Source organism: Shewanella sp. BJSY2023SW001 (assembly GCF_047314685.1).
Lineage (GTDB): Bacteria > Pseudomonadota > Gammaproteobacteria > Enterobacterales > Shewanellaceae > Shewanella > Shewanella indica.
Map to the genome: position 1 here is coordinate 1 of NZ_JBKORF010000010.1, position 16491 is coordinate 16491.

16 protein-coding genes and 1 pseudogene are annotated in these 16491 nt (G+C 52.2%); 6 read left to right on the forward strand and 11 right to left on the reverse strand.

The window, feature by feature from the left end:
- Positions 1-62: 62 nt before the first annotated feature.
- The 6 genes and pseudogenes from tnpA to ACMHXH_RS01445 form a co-directional block, all read right to left on the reverse strand.
- A pseudogene (gene tnpA / locus ACMHXH_RS01420) lies at positions 63-497 on the reverse strand (IS200/IS605 family transposase).
- Positions 498-671: 174 nt separating this feature from the next.
- Positions 672-920, reverse strand: coding sequence for a hypothetical protein (locus ACMHXH_RS01425; RefSeq protein WP_039035046.1), 249 nt, complete (start codon positions 918-920; stop codon positions 672-674).
- A gap of 308 nt (positions 921-1228) precedes the next feature.
- Positions 1229-2788 (reverse strand): alkyl hydroperoxide reductase subunit F, encoded by a 1560-nt coding sequence (gene ahpF / locus ACMHXH_RS01430; RefSeq protein ID WP_071476541.1) that lies wholly within the window; start codon positions 2786-2788, stop codon positions 1229-1231.
- Between the two features lie 104 nt (positions 2789-2892).
- A complete protein-coding gene (gene ahpC / locus ACMHXH_RS01435) occupies positions 2893-3462 on the reverse strand; it encodes an alkyl hydroperoxide reductase subunit C (protein WP_028779456.1) in 570 nt (189 codons plus the stop codon).
- Positions 3463-3651: 189 nt separating this feature from the next.
- Positions 3652-5190 carry a leucyl aminopeptidase gene (locus ACMHXH_RS01440; protein ID WP_405130410.1) on the reverse strand — a complete coding sequence of 513 codons (1539 nt, stop codon included), beginning with the start codon at positions 5188-5190 and terminating at the stop codon, positions 3652-3654.
- 88 nt (positions 5191-5278) lie between these two features.
- On the reverse strand, positions 5279-6022 hold the full coding sequence (locus ACMHXH_RS01445) for a spermidine synthase (protein ID WP_039035049.1): 744 nt from the start codon (positions 6020-6022) through the stop codon (positions 5279-5281).
- A gap of 93 nt (positions 6023-6115) precedes the next feature.
- On the opposite strand from ACMHXH_RS01445, the gene ACMHXH_RS01450 reads away from it, so the two are divergent.
- Positions 6116-6661 carry a mechanosensitive ion channel family protein gene (locus tag ACMHXH_RS01450; protein ID WP_039035050.1) on the forward strand — a complete coding sequence of 182 codons (546 nt, stop codon included), beginning with the start codon at positions 6116-6118 and terminating at the stop codon, positions 6659-6661.
- Here ACMHXH_RS01450 and ACMHXH_RS01455 read toward each other — a convergent pair.
- From ACMHXH_RS01455 to fccA, 3 genes are all read right to left on the reverse strand, one after another.
- The gene (locus tag ACMHXH_RS01455) at positions 6658-7395 is read right to left on the reverse strand and encodes a dienelactone hydrolase family protein (RefSeq protein WP_221050484.1); all 738 of its coding nucleotides are present in this window, start codon (positions 7393-7395) and stop codon (positions 6658-6660) included. The genes ACMHXH_RS01450 and ACMHXH_RS01455 overlap by 4 nt on opposite strands.
- A 179-nt stretch (positions 7396-7574) precedes the next feature.
- A complete protein-coding gene (locus tag ACMHXH_RS01460) occupies positions 7575-8564 on the reverse strand; it encodes a 2-hydroxyacid dehydrogenase (protein ID WP_233962637.1) in 990 nt (329 codons plus the stop codon).
- 197 nt (positions 8565-8761) lie between these two features.
- Positions 8762-10546: a fumarate reductase flavoprotein subunit FccA gene (gene fccA / locus ACMHXH_RS01465; protein ID WP_039035053.1), complete on the reverse strand. Its 1785-nt coding sequence runs from the start codon at positions 10544-10546 to the stop codon at positions 8762-8764.
- Between the two features lie 397 nt (positions 10547-10943).
- On the opposite strand from fccA, the gene ACMHXH_RS01470 reads away from it, so the two are divergent.
- The 3 genes from ACMHXH_RS01470 to ACMHXH_RS01480 are packed head-to-tail and all read left to right on the forward strand — an operon-like array spanning position 10944 to position 12193.
- Positions 10944-11354 carry a hypothetical protein gene (locus ACMHXH_RS01470; protein WP_039035054.1) on the forward strand — a complete coding sequence of 137 codons (411 nt, stop codon included), beginning with the start codon at positions 10944-10946 and terminating at the stop codon, positions 11352-11354.
- Positions 11351-11869 (forward strand): class I SAM-dependent methyltransferase, encoded by a 519-nt coding sequence (locus tag ACMHXH_RS01475; RefSeq protein ID WP_162206738.1) that lies wholly within the window; start codon positions 11351-11353, stop codon positions 11867-11869. Before ACMHXH_RS01470 ends, ACMHXH_RS01475 begins: the two co-directional genes overlap by 4 nt.
- Before the next feature lie 33 nt (positions 11870-11902).
- Positions 11903-12193 (forward strand): hypothetical protein, encoded by a 291-nt coding sequence (locus ACMHXH_RS01480; RefSeq protein WP_028779462.1) that lies wholly within the window; start codon positions 11903-11905, stop codon positions 12191-12193.
- Positions 12194-12397: 204 nt separating this feature from the next.
- Here the strand turns inward: ACMHXH_RS01480 and ACMHXH_RS01485 are convergent, their stop codons facing one another.
- Together ACMHXH_RS01485 and ACMHXH_RS01490 are read right to left on the reverse strand one after the other, a co-directional pair.
- Positions 12398-12589: a hypothetical protein gene (locus ACMHXH_RS01485; RefSeq protein ID WP_039035056.1), complete on the reverse strand. Its 192-nt coding sequence runs from the start codon at positions 12587-12589 to the stop codon at positions 12398-12400.
- Positions 12590-12773: 184 nt separating this feature from the next.
- Positions 12774-14882, reverse strand: coding sequence for a winged helix-turn-helix domain-containing protein (locus tag ACMHXH_RS01490; RefSeq protein ID WP_039035057.1), 2109 nt, complete (start codon positions 14880-14882; stop codon positions 12774-12776).
- A gap of 208 nt (positions 14883-15090) precedes the next feature.
- Between ACMHXH_RS01490 and rluA the strand changes: the two genes are divergently transcribed.
- Both rluA and asnC read left to right on the forward strand, forming a co-directional pair.
- The gene (gene rluA, locus ACMHXH_RS01495; protein ID WP_039035058.1) at positions 15091-15768 is read left to right on the forward strand and encodes a bifunctional tRNA pseudouridine(32) synthase/23S rRNA pseudouridine(746) synthase RluA; all 678 of its coding nucleotides are present in this window, start codon (positions 15091-15093) and stop codon (positions 15766-15768) included.
- Positions 15769-15876: 108 nt separating this feature from the next.
- Positions 15877-16338, forward strand: coding sequence for a transcriptional regulator AsnC (asnC, locus tag ACMHXH_RS01500; RefSeq protein WP_039035065.1), 462 nt, complete (start codon positions 15877-15879; stop codon positions 16336-16338).
- The last annotated feature ends 153 nt before the right edge of the window (positions 16339-16491 follow it).

Consider the following 16491-nt stretch of genomic DNA (forward strand, 5'->3'; position numbering starts at 1 on the left):
AGTAAAGAATCCACCTTCTGAAGAAGGTGGCTTTGTATATGCCCCCTCAAAGGGGGCGTTGTTTACTCCAGCGTTAACTGAGTTTGCTCCTGCTTTTCTTCTTTCTCTTGATGCCGGACATAACGCCTTATTATCTCTTCATTTATTCCAACCGTATCGACAAAGTATCCTCGCTGCCAAAAATGGTTACCCCACATTTTGTTCTTCCTCAAGTATGGATATTTACTAAATAGTTTTAGTGCTATTTTGCCTTTGAGCGCTCCCATCAGTCTTGATATCGATAACTTTGGCGGAACTTTTATAACTAAATGAACATGGTCTACCTGAACATTTAACTCTACTACTTTGCACCCAAGTTACTCACTGTAAACGTGAATACAGCGGTAAACCTCCTTACCTACTTTGTTTTTGAGAATCCTAAAACGGTACTTTGGAGTCCAAACTATATGATATTGACATCGCCAATACACATGCGATGCTTGCTCGTATCTACTCATGCTTTTTGTCCTTTGACTTCGCTAAAAATCAAAAGAGCAATTAGCATGGGTAGCCTTTACAGGCCAAGCCTAAATTGATGATAACCACCTACTGAAGTAGGTGGTTTAGGGGCTGAAAACAAAAAAACCAGTAAAGCCGGTTTTTTATTGTGGATACATGGGTGAACCTAAGACTCACTTATGCTGCGCCAATGCCTCTTTCAGCGCCTGGCGCGTCGCGGTATCCTGCTGCCTTTGCTGTTCCTGCTGATGACGACGTAAGTTGTCTTCCGCCTGACGCACACACTGATTGTGCTCCTGCCAACCATCGGCAACCGCTTCGTCAGAACGGGCAGAGCAGAGAATATCGGCGCAGCCGCCGAGACTCTCCAAACCCAACAGCAAAGGCAACAAGGCGCTCTTTACCAAATAAGATGCAGACATTGTTATTTACTCCAAACCCGGAATGCCAAGGCAATCGAGTGGCAAGGTCATTTTCCACCAACCGGCATTGACCCTAAACGGTTTAAATTAACCCACAGAGACTGACGCTCAGCTGAACCAAAGGTTTACCTTAGGGAAGTGCTTCTTGCAAAGGAGTAGGGCCATTTGCTGCTAACCACGCCTTGCATCCAGGCCTGTAAGCCGACACAGAGCACACATGGGACTTGTTCGCCCCCTTCCTTAGAACAAAAAGAAGCCGGCACTTGGCCGGCTTCTGTGTTGCTAAAGGCTGTTGAGTGGTTAACCCATCAAGCCGCTGCCGATTCATCCTCTGAATGGCGGATCAGGTAGTCAAAGGCTCCCAGAGAGGCGGTCGCACCGCTACCCATAGCGATGATGATCTGCTTGTAGGCCGAGTTAGTCACGTCACCGGCGGCAAACACCCCTGGCAATGAAGTCTGACCGCGTTCATCGACAATGATTTCACCGCGCGGGGTCAACTCCACAGTACCACGCAACCATTCAGTATTGGGCACCAGACCTATCTGCACAAAGATACCTGCCAGCGCAATATTATGCTGCTCGCCACTGGCTCTGTCTGTGTAGTTAAGGCCGATAACCCGACTGCCATCACCAAGGACTTCAGTCGTTTGCGCCTGGGTGATAATAGTGATGTTACCCATAGATTTGGCCTTGCGCTGCAGCACATCATCGGCGCGCAATTTACTGTCAAACTCGAGTACAGTCACATGCTCAACTATGTTGGCCAGATCGATAGCCGCCTCGATACCCGAGTTACCGCCGCCAATCACCGCAACCCGTTTACCCTTGAACAGCGGGCCATCACAGTGAGGACAATAAGCCACACCGCGGCCACGATATTCCTGCTCACCGGGGACATTCATTTCCCGCCAGCGAGCCCCTGTGGCCAACAGGACAGTACGGCTCTTGAGTAGGGCACCATTTTCCAGTTCCACTTCATAGAGACCATTGCTGCCGAGACGAACCGCCTTCTGGTTATCCATCACATCCACTTCATAGTCGCGAACATGCTCTTCCAGATTTGCCACCAACTTGGGGCCTTCAGTCGCCTTGACCGAAATAAAGTTTTCAATGCCGACGGTTTCGCTGACCTGGCCACCGAACTTGTCGGCCAACAGCCCAGTGCGCAGTCCCTTACGGGCGGCGTAGATGGCGGCTGATGCCCCGGCAGGCCCGGCGCCAACCACCAGCACTTCGTAGGGCTTACGCTGGTTAAGGCTCTCGGCCTGGCGGGCAGAGGCATTGGTATCCAGTTTATTGAGTATCTCTTTCAGGCTGATGCGGCCGGCAGAGAAAGGCTCGCCGTTCAGATAAACCGAAGGCACGGCCATGATATTGCGCTGCTCAACCTCATCCTGGAACAAGGCACCATCTATCATGGTATTGCTGATCCGCGGGTTGATCGCCGCCATCATATTGAGCGCCTGCACCACATCCGGGCAGTTCTGGCAGCTCAGAGAGACAAAAGTTTCAAAATGATATTCCCCTGGCAGGCTGCGGATCTGCTCGATCAGCTCGGCCTCCAGCTTGATGGGATGCCCACCTGTGTGCAACAGAGCCAGCACAAGTGAGGTAAATTCGTGCCCCATGGGCAAACCGGCAAAACGTATGTCAGAGCCCTTGATTGAGGTAACTTGCATCGCCGGGGTACGGGACAATGACTGCTCGGTCACACTGACCAGGGAAGACAGCGAGGCAATATCCTGTGCCAGAGCCAACAGCTCTTTGGACTTTGGGCTTTCATCTGCAGATACGACAAGTTCAACTGGTTGCTTGAGGTTCTGCAGATAGGTTTGCAGTTGATTTTTCAGATTCGCATCCAACATGATGACTCCAGAATCAGACTAAAGGAAAACAGAAATAGTGCGGGGAAAGAGGCTCCGAACCCTTGCAGGGGGAGGTTCGGAGCCTTCTGGGTCAGACTGGCAGTTTAGATTTTGCCAACCAGGTCCAGAGAAGGAGCCAGAGTTTCGTCGCCTGGCTGCCACTTGGCTGGGCAAACTTCGCCGTCGTGAGTAGCAACATATTGAGCAGCTTGGATCTTACGAACCAGTTCGCTGGCACTACGTCCGATACCCAGGTCATGGATTTCAGCGACTTTGATTTCACCTTCAGGGTTGCTGACGAAAGTACCGCGCAGGGCGACACCGTCTTCCTCAACCAGCACACCGAAGTTACGGCTGATTTCACCGGTTGGGTCACCTATCATTGGGAATTGGATCTTGTTGATGGTGTCGGAAGTATCGTGCCATGCCTTGTGAGTAAAGTGCTTGTCGGTAGACACAGAGTAAACTTCAACGCCCATAGCTTGCAGTTTTTCGTAGTGGTCAGCCATATCACCCAGTTCAGTTGGGCAAACGAAGGTAAAGTCGGCTGGATAGAAGAAAACTACAGACCACTTGCCCAGCAGATCCTGTTCGGTCAGCTCAACGAATTCACCTTTGTGGAAGGCGGTAGCTTTAAAGGGTTTGATTACAGAGTTGATGATTGACTGAGTCATTGTATGCTCCCATTTTCAGTTTGAATTGTCCGGGTCAACTTCATTGCTGCCCGTCGATGGAAGTCATATTAACCAAAGGGTTTAAAATAAGATAACGGATAAAAGCTGTTGCCTTAATCGGTTTTTCAGAGGAACTTGTATCGGGAGCGAAAAAAGCGATTACCCTTCGCTCCCGAGCAAGTTATTGATCTATTGGTTATCACTGAACTTATTCTGTTCCAACCAATGGCTCAGCAGGCGTACACCATAACCGGTAGCTCCGGCCGGAGCCAACTGAGTGTCGCTCCTGACCAGGGCATTACCGGCAATGTCCAGATGAGCCCAGGGTTGCTCACCGGCAAAACGCTTGAGAAACATCGCCGCCGAAGAAGCCCCGGCGCTACCTTCACGGCCTGTGTTGGTTAAGTCCGCTATGCTGGAATGCAACTCTTCGCCGTAGGCCGGGTCCAGCGGCAGGCGCCACAGTTTTTCCCCTACCTGCTGCCCCGCATAGGTCAGTTGCTGCACCAAAGGTTCCGAGTCACTGAACAGGCCGGCATATTCCACCCCTAGGGCACGCACCTTGGAGCCTGTGAGGGTCGCCACGTCCACTATCACTTGTGGTTGGTATTGCTCGCGGGCATACCAAAGACCATCGGCCAGCACCAGACGTCCTTCGGCGTCGGTATTGAGGACTTCAACCGTCAGCCCCTGGGCAGTCTTGATCACATCCCCGGGGATCATCGCACGGCCCGAGACCATGTTTTCCGCCAGCGGCATGATACCCACCAGGTTAACCGGCGCCTTGGCGGCGGCCATGGCCTTGACCGTTCCCAACACTGTGGCGGCGCCGGCCATATCTGACTTCATCCGTGCAATCGAGGTGCCGGTCGCCTTGATGTTATAACCGCCCGAGTCAAAGGTAATCCCCTTCCCCACCAGCGCCACCGGAGCATCATCACTGCCTTGCCAGTGTGCCACTACCAACCTTGGGCCACGCTCACTGCCTTTGCCCACGGCCAGCAGCGCCCCCATATTGAGCTTGGCCAGGTCTTTGGGCTCCAACACCTTAACCTTGACGCCAAAACGCTTGAGTTCCTTGGCCGCATCGGCAAAGGACTCGGGATAGAGTTCGGCGGCAGGTTTGTTGGTCAGATCCCGCGCCAGCACCACGCCATCGGCAATCGCTGCTGACTTGAGGTGATTAGTCTCGGCTACCTTGGGCTCGGCGACCGCAAAATAGTACTGTTTTTCGGTGCGCGGCTTGGCCGTAAAGTCACGATAGCGGTAGCTTGCCAGGGAGATCCCCTGGGTCAATTCGGCGATAAACCCTTGGCTATTGGGGATATCAGCGGCCCAGACAGCCACCTTGGGTTGTTTGACGGCTTCCAGATGATTTGACAGCTTGCCCCCCAGCAAAGCTGTCTTCCCCGGCGTCAGTTCAGCATCCCCAAGCCCGAGCAGCAACAGGCGCTCAGCTTGGGTACCAATGGGGGCCAGCAATTCGAGCAGATCGCCCTCCTGGCCTGTGAAGTTAGCGGCAGTAATGGCGCGCTGCAGTTGTTTGCGGGTATCTGCCTGCAAGCCTGCGGCCGAGTAGAGGGTGCCATCCTGATGCTGGAACATCACCAAGGTGTTGGCCGGGGCGACTTGAGTGGCAAACTCATACTGTTCGGCCTGTATCGTCCCAGCGCCCATAAGGCAAGATAGGGTCAGAAGTTTTACAGCTAATCTTTTGTTTTTATTCATTTGTACTGCTTATCGTTAATGAGGGCAGACAAATATAACATCAGGGCTTTTACGGACCAGCGTCCTTAACAATCCCTTACAAATTAGCCTACTGCCAGAGTTCGAAGCGACTGAGGGAGCGGCCGAGATCGCAGTCCAGAACAGCAGACAAGCCGGCGGCGCCCTGCTTTAGCCCGGCACTGGTAAAGTTTTTCGGTGTCCTTGAGGCAAACACTACCCAGTTGCCTCCCCCCGTGAGACAGGCACGCACATCGGGGAAATGCTGCTGCAGGCGCGCCAGCAGGCCTCTGTCCTGACTGTGCTCTTTCCAGCAGTTGAGCACCAGCAAACCCTCACTCTTGAGCAGCGCCAGGCTCTGCTCGATAAAGGTTTGGCTCAGCTGACCGGCGTCAACGCCTTCAGAGCCGTAAAGATCGGCGAAGATAATATCTACCTTCTTGTGCTCGGCACTGGCCAGAAACTGATTGGCATCCTGATTGATAAGGTTCAACTTTTTCGACAGTGGCAATTGAAAATGGCTCTTGGCCAACTCCAGCACCAGGGGGCGCAACTCGACCGCTGTCAGCTTGATAGCGGCATCAAAATGCCTCAGCGCATGCACCAAGGCGCCGCCGCCCAGCCCCAAAATAATGGCGCTCTTGGGTTTGAGGTACAAAAGCGCCAGCAGCATGGCCTGCACATAGGTGTGCTGCGGTACATGGGGAGCCTTTTTCAACAGTTTGCTCTGCTCGTCGTGTTCGCCGAAGGCCAAGATCCGACAGTCGCCATCATCAAGGACAGCGACGCTGCCCCATTCATCCTGTTGCTGCACTAAGGTGCGATAATCTGACATGCTTGAATAATTCTCGGTTGGGGAGTTTATCCCCTGTGACAAAGTCGCTAGTATGCCAGCAAACGCCTTATTTCTCACAGAAGCAAACGCCATATGACTCACAATATTCTGATTGCCTGCCTCTATCTCGGGGTGTTTTTCTTTCTGCAGCGGGCGCTGAAAAATGCGGTGCAAACCCTGGCGGACAAGAAACAGGTCAGCGCCGCCCGCACCAGCCTGGTGACCCGCTTTATCAGCTATCTGTTGTTCTTTGTCACTCTATCGTTGATGGCCGTTTCTCTGGGACTCGGCTATCAGGAAGTTTCACTGTTCGTGTCTTCGGCATTTGCCGTGCTGGGGGTGGCTTTGGTGGCCCAGTGGTCGATACTGAGTAACCTCACCGCCGGGGTGCTGATCTTTTTCGTGTTTCCCTACAAGGTCGGTGAGCGGATCAAAGTTGTCGACAAGGATGAGGATATTACCGGGGTATTGTTGGAAGTGGGGCTGTTTCACGTGCTTATCCGCCGCGACAACGGCGATACTGTTACCTACCCCAACAACCTGATACTGCAAAAAGCCGTACTGAAGCTGGCACCCGGCAATGCCTCGGCGCCGCAGGCACAAGAGACAACACCGGAGCAGTTACCCAAGCAGGATTAACTGAGCCTGCGCTGAAACAACGCTAACGCCTGCTGATACATCTGCAACGCCAACGCCGGGTCATAACGGGGATCGCCATCCCTCATAAAGGCGTGCTGGGCATTGAGTTCCTGCCAGCTGTATAAGGTCTGGCATTGTTCCAACCTTTGCTGGATGAGCCTGCGCCCTTCACTCGGCACATGGGGGTCCTGCTTGCCCCAGATAAGCACCAATTCGGCACGAATATCCCGGCAGCGGCTCAGAGAGTCATTCCCCGGCGCACTCGGGATAGCGCCGCTGTGAATATCTGTGGCGTAGAGACAAAATGCCGCTGCGATATCGGGATTAAGGGCGGCGCGAAATGCCAGGTGGCCGCCAACACAGACGCCCATGGCACCAATCCGTCCGCGGCTCCAGGGCTGAGCCCGAATAAAATCCACCAGCGCCTGAGTATCATCATCGTGGGCTTCCAATGGCTTGCTCAGCTTGTCGCTGTTGCCTTTGTCCTTGCCACTGTCATCATAACCAAGCACAGTGCCCGGCGGATTGAGTTCGTGAAAAATCTCCGGCACCAATACCACAAAACCGTGACCGGCCAGCATGCAAGCCATGCGGCTTATTGGCGCGGTTTCCTGAAAAATTTCCGAGTAAAAAATGATGGCGGGAAAACAACCCTCACTATCGGGACGATAGACCCGGGTTTGCATGCTGCCGCTTGCCGTCGGCAGTTGATGAAGACTCTGTGTAACCAGCATGACACCTCCCTATGAGCATCTCCCCGATGCGGTTATTTCAATCTAGCAATCGGGGAGTCGGGTGTCAGTATTTATCTTTAGAGAATTCTTGCAAAGGACTAGGGCCATTTGCTGCGAACCACGTGCATCCAGGCCTGTAAGCCGACGCAGAGCACACATGGGACTTATTCGTACCTTCCTTAGAAAAGCTCGTTACCCGAACGCTCACCGCTGAGGAGTTTCTGTACATTGGACAGTGTGGTGTGGGCGATGGCGCCCAAGGCCTCTTCGGTCAAAAACGCCTGGTGACCGGTAAAGATCACGTTGTGGCAAGCCGACAAACGCCGGAACACATCGTCCTGGATCACTTCATTGGACTTATCTTCAAAAAACAGCTCTTTCTCGTTCTCATACACGTCCAACCCCAGCGAACCTATCTGTCCGAGCTTGAGCGCTTCCATGGCATCTATGGCGTTGAGCAAGCCACCACGACTGGTGTTAATCACCATCATGCCCGGCTTCATCTTGGCAAAGCTGTCTGCGTTGAGCAGATGGCGGTTTTCCGCCGTCAGCGGGCAATGAAGACTGATGATATCGCTCTGTTGGTACATCTCATCCAGGGTGACATAACGAGCCCCCAGCGTCTCTACTTGCGGGTTGGGATAAGGGTCAAACGCCAGTACTTTACAGCCAAAGCCCAGCAAGACCTTGATGGTAGCAATACCGATTTTCCCTGTGCCGACCACGCCCACTGTCTTACCGAACATGTTGAAGCCCACTAACCCTTCGAGAGAGAAGTTGGCATCCCGGGTGCGTTGATACGCCTTATGGATCTTGCGGTTCAGGGTCAATATCAGGGCGACCGTATGTTCGGCTACAGATTCTGGAGAGTAAGCCGGGACATTGACAACATTCATACCCAGACGTTTGGCCGCATCCAGGTCGACATTATTAAAGCCGGCACAGCGCATGGCGATGATCCTGGTGCCGTTGACAGCCAGTTCTGTCAACACCTCTTCATTGAGTTCATCGTTGACGAAGGCGCAGATCACTTCGAATCCGTAAGCCAGTTTCACTGTTTGCATACATAGGCGCACATCAAAGTACTCAATTTGCGCCCCGAAGGCTTCATTGGTACGGTTGAAATGCTGCATGTCGTAACGCTTGGCGCTAAAAAAACCTATCTTCATGCTATTTATGACCCGGTAATTGGAATGGTAGCTAAAAGTGTAAGTGAATTACTTAAACTTGTCTTTGCCTGGCAATAGCTATCTCACCGGAAACATGATGCAGCGCAATAAAAAGAAAAAAGCGGACTCCTGACAGTCCGCTTTTTTAATAGGGGCTCAAACGCCCCGACTCCGTGCTATCGGAGAATTAGCTTGGCCTAGTGCTCTTTAGCGTACTTGGCAGCTTCAGCACCGGCGATACGACCGAAGGTCACGATATCAGAGATGGCGTTACCACCCAGACGGTTGGCACCGTGAACACCACCGGTAGCTTCACCGGCAGCATACATACCCTGGATCAGATGACCGTCTTTGGCTTTAACCTCAGTCTTGGTATCGATCTTCACGCCACCCATGCTGTGGTGTACAGCTGGCTTAACTTCGATGGCGTAGTAAGGAGCAGTACCCAGTTCACGAGGCAGGTTAGGACGCTCGAATTGAGTGTCTTTGCCAGACTTCACGAAACCGTTGTAGCTGGCGATAGTCTTGGCCAGTTCCGCACCTGGAACACCAATCTTCTTGGCCAGTTCTTCAGGGGTCTTACCTTCATCAACAATGCCCAGATGGACATAGTTTTCAATCTTCTTCAAGCTCTTGCGAACTGAGTCATCGAACACCAGGAAGGCACTGGCACCTTTCTGTTGCAGGATGGCTGCAGAAGCCTTGTCACGAGTAGTGATTTCGTTGACGAAACGGTCACCTTCGCGGTTAACCAGGATAGCACCGTTACCACGTACGGCCTCAGTTACCATCACACCACCACGTGGAGACAGAGTTGGGTGAGCCTGTACCCATTCCAGATCGCGGGTATCGGCACCGGCTTGCATGGCAACGTCCAGACCGTCACCGGTTGCACCAGGATGGTTGGTAGCAGCAAAACCTTTCAGTTTAGGGTCGTACTTGGCAACGCGGTCGTTGTTTCTGGCAAAACCACCGGTAGCCATAACCACGGCATCAGCCTTGATCACGTAGTAACCAGTGTACTTACCTTCAACCAGAACGCCGGTCACTTTACCTGAATCATCTTTCAGTACGCGAACAACGCGGCTGTTCAGACGGATATCGGTACCGCGCTTAACAGCGTTGTCCCAAAGAACCTGAGCTACGTGAGCACCCACACCGGCACCACCAGTTGGACGGTGACTACGGTTTACACTTGCACCACCCATACGACCTACGTCATTCATGTCGGCGCCCATAGCGGTCAACCAGTCGATAGAGTCGGAAGAGTTGTTGGCCAGTACTTTAACCAGCTCAGGATCGTTGATGTTACGGCCACCTTTCATGGTGTCCTCAATCATGATCTCTTTCTTGTCTTTAATACCCAGAGCCGCTTGAGGCTTGGTTTCAGCAGCGTTCATACCGCCGGCAGCCAGCTTGGTGTTACCACCAGCAACAGGTTCTTTTTCCAGCAGAATAACTTTGGCACCGTTGTCGCGGGCAGATACTGCGGCGGCCAGACCGGCACCACCAGAACCTATGATAACCACGTCAGTAGTTTCACGAGGACCAGCTGCGATGGCTTTGTCTTGAGCATCTTTCTGCACGTCGATAGGAACGAACTTACGCTCCCACTTACCGCCGAATGGCATATCGAAGCCGAAGCTATGGCAAGCGTCACAGTATGCCACTGATTTTTCATGGCCGATGTGGCAAGAAGTACAAGCGATTTCACCGATAAGGTGAGACTTGTGTGGAGAAATTTTCAGATCTTTTTCACCGGCAGCGATCTCATTCAGATCACCGTGGCAGCTAACGCACTGAGCGTTCTCATGGGTCAGGTTGTCATCGGTTGGGCCTTTCTCGGAAACGTGGCAAGTATCGCAACCGCCCATCTCACCATGAAAATCCGCCAATACATCTGCGCCGGCATAAGCTGTACCGGCCATCATGCCGGAAATCAGAGCAGCCAGTGCTGTTTTTTTAAGTGCTCCCGTGAACATAAAGTGTTCCTCCACCATATTATTTCACATACTCATATATAGCTATTTCGTACTACAGTACTTTTTAGTTTTTTATACCAATTACCAAGGCTGTAGCACGTCATATCTCCCACGGCAGAAGATATCACTACCCCTTTAGTCATATATTTAACTGAGTCACAAAAAATTTCCTGCTGCAGACAGCTATCCGCATTTCTGTGCACTTTTGCAGATTAGCTGGTCACATATTGATACAAATCACGGTCAGCGTACCGTATAACTGACGAAGTTAACGTTTTGATGTTCTGTATTTCCATGTGAGAAGACTCGACAAATACAAGATCAAGCATAGTCGCCAATCAGTGAATACTGCTAAGCTAACGAAAAATTTGTACTCTGGATCACAAATATCATCGCCATGGCAAAAACACAGATGTCAGAAAAGCAGTTTTGGCTACAACGCCTTTGTAAGACCAGCCTCAGAGCCCTGCACATTTTGGGAATAGTCGGTGCCGGTGGCGGTATTTTGCTGTCGGTCCCCAGAGAAAGCTGGCAGCTCTATTGGATCATGACCATGGCCAGCGGCAGTTGCCTGATGCTGTGGGAGATAGTCCGGGATTGGCGCTGGCTTATTCAACTAAAAGGGGTGTTGACCCTGATGAAGCTGCTGCTAATCCTGTTGTTTATTCCCCTGGCAGCCTACAAGAGTGAATTACTTGTGACTGTGGTTTTACTTTCGGTCATAGTGTCACACGGGCCTGCGGGCTTGCGGCATTACTCTATAGTTCATAGACGCAGAATCGACAGTCGCAAGGAGATCAAAGGATGAATACCGCAGAACTGATTACCGCCTTTGACCGGCACACTGAGATAACACCTGAGCTCAGAGTGCTGGACCTGGCATGCGGCTCAGGGCGCAACGGTCATTGGTTTGCCAAACAGGGCGCCGAGGTCACCTTCATCGACCGCAACCCCGAGAGCTTCGATGAGCTCTGGCGCCAGTTTCCTCACTGCCAATTCCTGGAATGGAACCTCGAGCAGGGTGACAAGCCCGATCTGCGCCCTTTCGACGTGGTATTGGTGTTCAACTATTTACATCGTCCTTCGCTGCCCTGGATTGCCAAACAACTCAAGCCTGGAGGCCTGCTGTTTTACGAAACCTTTACTCGAGAACAGGCCAAGTTCGGCCGTCCCAGCAACCCGGACTTTTTACTGAATGAGGGTGAGCTACAACACAGATTTGCCAAATTCGAGACTTTACATTACTTTGAAGGCCATATGCCCGGCGGAGAAACGGGAATGCTGCAAGCCAAGGCGCAATTGATTGCCAGAGCCGTCCGCTGATCCGCCTTTATTCAGCTGTATCAAGGACCTTTAATGTTTCCCTATCCCGAGCAGTATCGGCTTGCCCTGCCCCCGCTGATCACCGCCTTTATGGTGCTCTGGTCACTGTTGACCCGGCCTCTGCTGGGAGATGCCAGCCCATTCGCCCTTTATCCCTTGTTGCTACTGTTTCCCCTGGTGCTGGGGCTGCACCTGCACCTTATCTGGCAAGCCGCCGGCTTACGTCGCCTGGATCAGGCTTTTTACGCTTTGGTACACGGCATTCTGGCTTTCGTGGTCTGGACCTTTTGCATTATGCATGTGGGCGGTCACAGCTTCTCCTAAGCTTGCAGATGAATAAAAAGGGGCGCGGTTAATACCGTGCCCCTTTAGCTTGGAAAGGGAGGGTTATTTGTCCTTCGGGTCGAGCAACCTTGATTCTTCGGACGCAAGAACCAAGTTTAAAAACAGGTAGTACACCAATACAAAAGCGCTCAGTGAACCGACCAAATAGAGAGTTACCTGCAACATGATGGCCTCCATTGATGGTTATAGATTGATGGACTCATCGGGGATCTTGTAAATCACACACTCTGGATACGGCTCACACAGAGATGGCGTATTGACTTCATCCTTGCCCTTGGTGGGTGTCGACGCCAGCAGTAGCGGTAAAGCAAACAGAGTAGAAAGCAAGGCAAACCCAATCGCATTTTTCACAAACTGATTCAAACTTTTCATCATCTTTTCTCCTGCTGGGAAGGGGTGGGCGCAAGCTGCGCCCGAGATTGCTTTAACCGTTTAGCTCGGTACTCAGGGTAAAAACCAAGCGCTTTGGTGGTCAGGCAATCAAGCTTGTCCCTAAAGCTATCTCAGGCAGAGAAAAGCACCATAATGAAAAGGTGACGGAAAGGTGATGTCTTATAAATCAGTTAATTACTTCAACTATATCGGTATTGGCAGGCCCCAGTAACGCCAGCGATATCTGGCCGTCATCTGTCACTGACAGCAATCTTGGGGAAACTTTCTCCATCGGAATGTCGCGCTCCTCTCTCTTACCTGTATGGAGATCTATCTTGAGGATGCCCATAGCATTGTCGTTGGGCCGCAGCAACCAGAGTGCCTCGGAAGCCAGTTGCCAACTGCTGCCGAAGTGAGGAGTATATTGGTCATAAAAGAGTTCTTCGACGCCCTGCTTCAGGCGCCAAATCCCTTTCTTGTACAGGCGGGTAAAATAAAGAGTACCGTCGGCGGCGTATTTGGCAGAAAAGCCATCTGTCAGTAAGGATTGCTGCTCACCACTGTCCAACAGCAGGCTGTTTATCTGCCAGCGACCATCAACACTAACCGCTGCCAGCAATTCATTACTGCTGCGCCCCCAGCTGACATTCCGGACATTGCCCAGTTGAGGGAAAAACTTGAGTTCACCGTTTTCAGGGTTAAGGACAAACACCTGTTGGTTGAGACTACCGGCAACCAGCTTGTCGTCGGCTGAATAACTGAGTTCATCTATATGGGAAAAAGTGCTCAGGCGACTCAGCTGTTTCTCGGTGCCCTGTTCATCCCGACGCCATAGTTGTGGCAAGCCGCTGCGATTGGAAACAAAGATCAACTCCTTGCCATCGTGGCGCAAGGTACCGGCGGTATCACGGCGACTGGACGCCACAAAGCGCTGCGGCTTGGAAGCCTCATCGAAGGGCGAGGACCAGAACCAGATCTCCTCTTCAAACAGTTCGCCGACAACTGCCGCCATGCGTCCACCACTATTGGCCGAGGGAGAATTGATTTCCTGCAACACACTCGTCAGCCGGGTTAACTTGCGGGGTTTGAGTTGCAAACGGTGAAGTTGCCCCTCCTCACCTCTGTATACCAAGGCGTTGCCGCCTTTATCCCAGGCGATACTACGCAGTGGATACCCCACCCGCTGCAGGTTTTGCCAATCACCGGATTCAATATCAAAGAGTAAGATCTGAGTATCAAACCAGTTGATACTGCGCAGCACCGCCAGACTGTGACCGTCGGGAGACAAAGCCAGCGCATAGTCGCCGCGCCCCACCACATGAGGTTGACTCAACTGCTGACGCCGGCCATCGCTGAGGCTGAGCAGAAAAATGCGTTTGAAGCCTTCGACCCCATCGGCATCGACATAAAACAGCGAGCGGTTCGATGGGCTCCAGGCGATGCTGGTAGACTGTGTCGTCTGATGACACTGGCTGACTATGCGGCTGCGCATCCCTTCGTCAGTCAGCTCTGTCAACATGATACGGCAGCCCTGAGTTTCACTGAACGCCAAATAAGCCAAGGCCTTGCCATCGTGGCGCCAGGCCGGGTAGCGCAGACTGTAATCACCCACAACAGGAATGGTTTTGATGACCCTGTCGCCGAGTGACATCAGCTCAATATGCCATTTATCGGCGTTCAGTTCCCGATAGGAAAACGCCAGCATACTGCCATCGGGGGACAGACTGGGGTCCACCTCCTGACCATTGAGTGAAGTCAGTGGAGTCAGACGCCGGATGGCCACATCGGTCAACTCAAGCTGGGGGTTTTCCTGGGCCGGTGCCAGATAGAGCCAACTGGCGATACCCGCTGCCAGCACTCCGAAGGCGCCGCCCCAATAGCCCCACTTGCTGCCGCCTGCAGCTATCTTTTGCTCAGTCTCGGCACCTATCGGTTTTATTGGCAAAAGTTCGTCCGGCGAATCGTCATCGAGTGTCGTTTCACGCACTTTCGCTATTAGTACATAGCCCTGTTTGGGCACAGTCTTGATAAAACGTGGCGCTCTGGGATTATCCTGCAGATGCTGGCGCAGCAAACCGATAATGCGGTTGATGGCGTTATCCGTGATAATACCGCCGTGCCAAACCTCCTGGATCAACATCTCTCGGGTCACCAAGGTGTTGGCATGATGGATAAGACACAGCAATACCTGCATCACCCTGAGTTCGAGCCGTACTTGAGCCTCTTCGCGGCTCAACGTACTCATCTGAGGGTCAACCAACCAATCTTCCAACAGGTAACCTGAACGCCTTCCCATACCAATCCATTTCCAATTCAAACACTAAGATACTAATTGCCGCGGTTGTAAAAGAGAAGTAAAGCACTCAAATTAACCCAGGTAAGATATGGACAAGCCCCATGATGCTCTGCGTTGGCTTACGCGCCTGGATGCAACAACGCCCAAGAGCTTGCATCTGCCGACAGCCGCGGTTATCTTTGCCGTCCATTTTCATTGAGGCCATGACATGTCAGATTTTGTCTACAATCCACCAACCGAGCCTTGGCTGGATATTCTCTACCAGGACAAGGACATCATAGTCATCAATAAACCTTCGGGACTGCTCTCGGTTCCCGGACGGGATCCGGCCCATCACGACAGCGCCTATGCCAGAGTGTTGGCCGAACATCCGCAAGCACAAGTGGTTCACCGCCTGGACATGGCCACCTCGGGCGTACTCTTATTGGCACTGAGGCGCAGTGCCGAGCGTGAGCTGAAACGCCAGTTTCGAGACAGGGAAACCCAAAAGAGTTACTACGCCAGAGTCGCCGGTCATATCAAGGCCAACCAAGGCAGTATAGAACTGCCACTCATTTGCGATTGGCCCAACAGGCCCAGACAGAAAGTCGACCATCAAGTGGGTAAGCCGTCACTGACTCACTATGAGGTGATCAGCAAGGGACGCTATTCAACTCTGGTCAAGCTGATCCCCATCACAGGGCGTTCACACCAACTCAGGGTGCATATGATGGCGCTGGGCCATCCCATTCTGGGCGATGGTTTCTACGCCGACTCCTGGGCAAAAAGATTGGCTCCCAGATTGCTGCTGCACGCCGCCAGCCTCAGCATCCAGCATCCCTACTCGGGTGACCCCATGAGCTTCAGTGCACCTGTGCCTTTTCTCACGCCCGAAGGCGAACAATAACCGCTAACATCACCCTAGATGTTGAGCCAAAAGTCGCCTTAAGACTGGCAATTTTACAATAAAACACGTAAATTCATGCCTGATTATAAGCAATTTAGGCGTGATGCTGTGGATACATCATTTCAAAGAGATCAACTGGACAATCAGATCCTGGAAGCCCTGATGCAGGATGCACGAACTCCTTTTGCCGAGCTGGCCAAACGCTTCAGCGTCAGCGCAGGCACAATTCATGTCAGGGTAGAAAAGATGAAACAGGCAGGTATTATCACCGGAGCCCAAATATCGGTAAACCCCAAAGCTCTGGGCTATGACGTCTGCTGTTTTATCGGCATCAATCTCAAGAGTGCCGGTGACTACCCCGCCGCCATCTCAAAGCTCAATGAGCTGGAAGAAGTGGTCGAAGCCTACTACACCACAGGCAATTACAGTGTGTTTGTCAAAGTAATGTGCCAGTCCATCGATGCCCTGCAACACGTGCTGATTAATCGTATCCAGTCGATAGATGAAATTCAGTCCACCGAAACCCTGATAAGCCTGCAAAACCCAATTGTCAGGGCAGTAAAACCTTAACAACAGATAAAGAAAAGGCTGCCAAATTGGCAGCCTTTTTCAGTTTAAGACTCGGGGAAGTGCTTATTGCAAAGGACTAAAGCCATTTGCTGCGAGCCACACCTTGCATCCAGGCCTGTAAGCCGACGCAGAGCACACATAGGACTTTGTTCG

Coding starts and splice junctions, on each gene's coding strand:
- ACMHXH_RS01425 (WP_039035046.1), bottom strand. CDS start 920: ATGTCTGCATCTTATTTGGTAAAGAGCGCCTTGTTGCCTTTGCTGTTG.
- ahpF (WP_071476541.1), bottom strand. CDS start 2,788: ATGTTGGATGCGAATCTGAAAAATCAACTGCAAACCTATCTGCAGAAC.
- ahpC (WP_028779456.1), bottom strand. CDS start 3,462: ATGACTCAGTCAATCATCAACTCTGTAATCAAACCCTTTAAAGCTACC.
- ACMHXH_RS01440 (WP_405130410.1), bottom strand. CDS start 5,190: ATGAATAAAAACAAAAGATTAGCTGTAAAACTTCTGACCCTATCTTGC.
- ACMHXH_RS01445 (WP_039035049.1), bottom strand. CDS start 6,022: ATGTCAGATTATCGCACCTTAGTGCAGCAACAGGATGAATGGGGCAGC.
- ACMHXH_RS01450 (WP_039035050.1), top strand. CDS start 6,116: ATGACTCACAATATTCTGATTGCCTGCCTCTATCTCGGGGTGTTTTTC.
- ACMHXH_RS01455 (WP_221050484.1), bottom strand. CDS start 7,395: ATGCTGGTTACACAGAGTCTTCATCAACTGCCGACGGCAAGCGGCAGC.
- ACMHXH_RS01460 (WP_233962637.1), bottom strand. CDS start 8,564: ATGAAGATAGGTTTTTTTAGCGCCAAGCGTTACGACATGCAGCATTTC.
- fccA (WP_039035053.1), bottom strand. CDS start 10,546: ATGTTCACGGGAGCACTTAAAAAAACAGCACTGGCTGCTCTGATTTCC.
- ACMHXH_RS01470 (WP_039035054.1), top strand. CDS start 10,944: ATGGCAAAAACACAGATGTCAGAAAAGCAGTTTTGGCTACAACGCCTT.
- ACMHXH_RS01475 (WP_162206738.1), top strand. CDS start 11,351: ATGAATACCGCAGAACTGATTACCGCCTTTGACCGGCACACTGAGATA.
- ACMHXH_RS01480 (WP_028779462.1), top strand. CDS start 11,903: ATGTTTCCCTATCCCGAGCAGTATCGGCTTGCCCTGCCCCCGCTGATC.
- ACMHXH_RS01485 (WP_039035056.1), bottom strand. CDS start 12,589: ATGATGAAAAGTTTGAATCAGTTTGTGAAAAATGCGATTGGGTTTGCC.
- ACMHXH_RS01490 (WP_039035057.1), bottom strand. CDS start 14,882: ATGGGAAGGCGTTCAGGTTACCTGTTGGAAGATTGGTTGGTTGACCCT.
- rluA (WP_039035058.1), top strand. CDS start 15,091: ATGTCAGATTTTGTCTACAATCCACCAACCGAGCCTTGGCTGGATATT.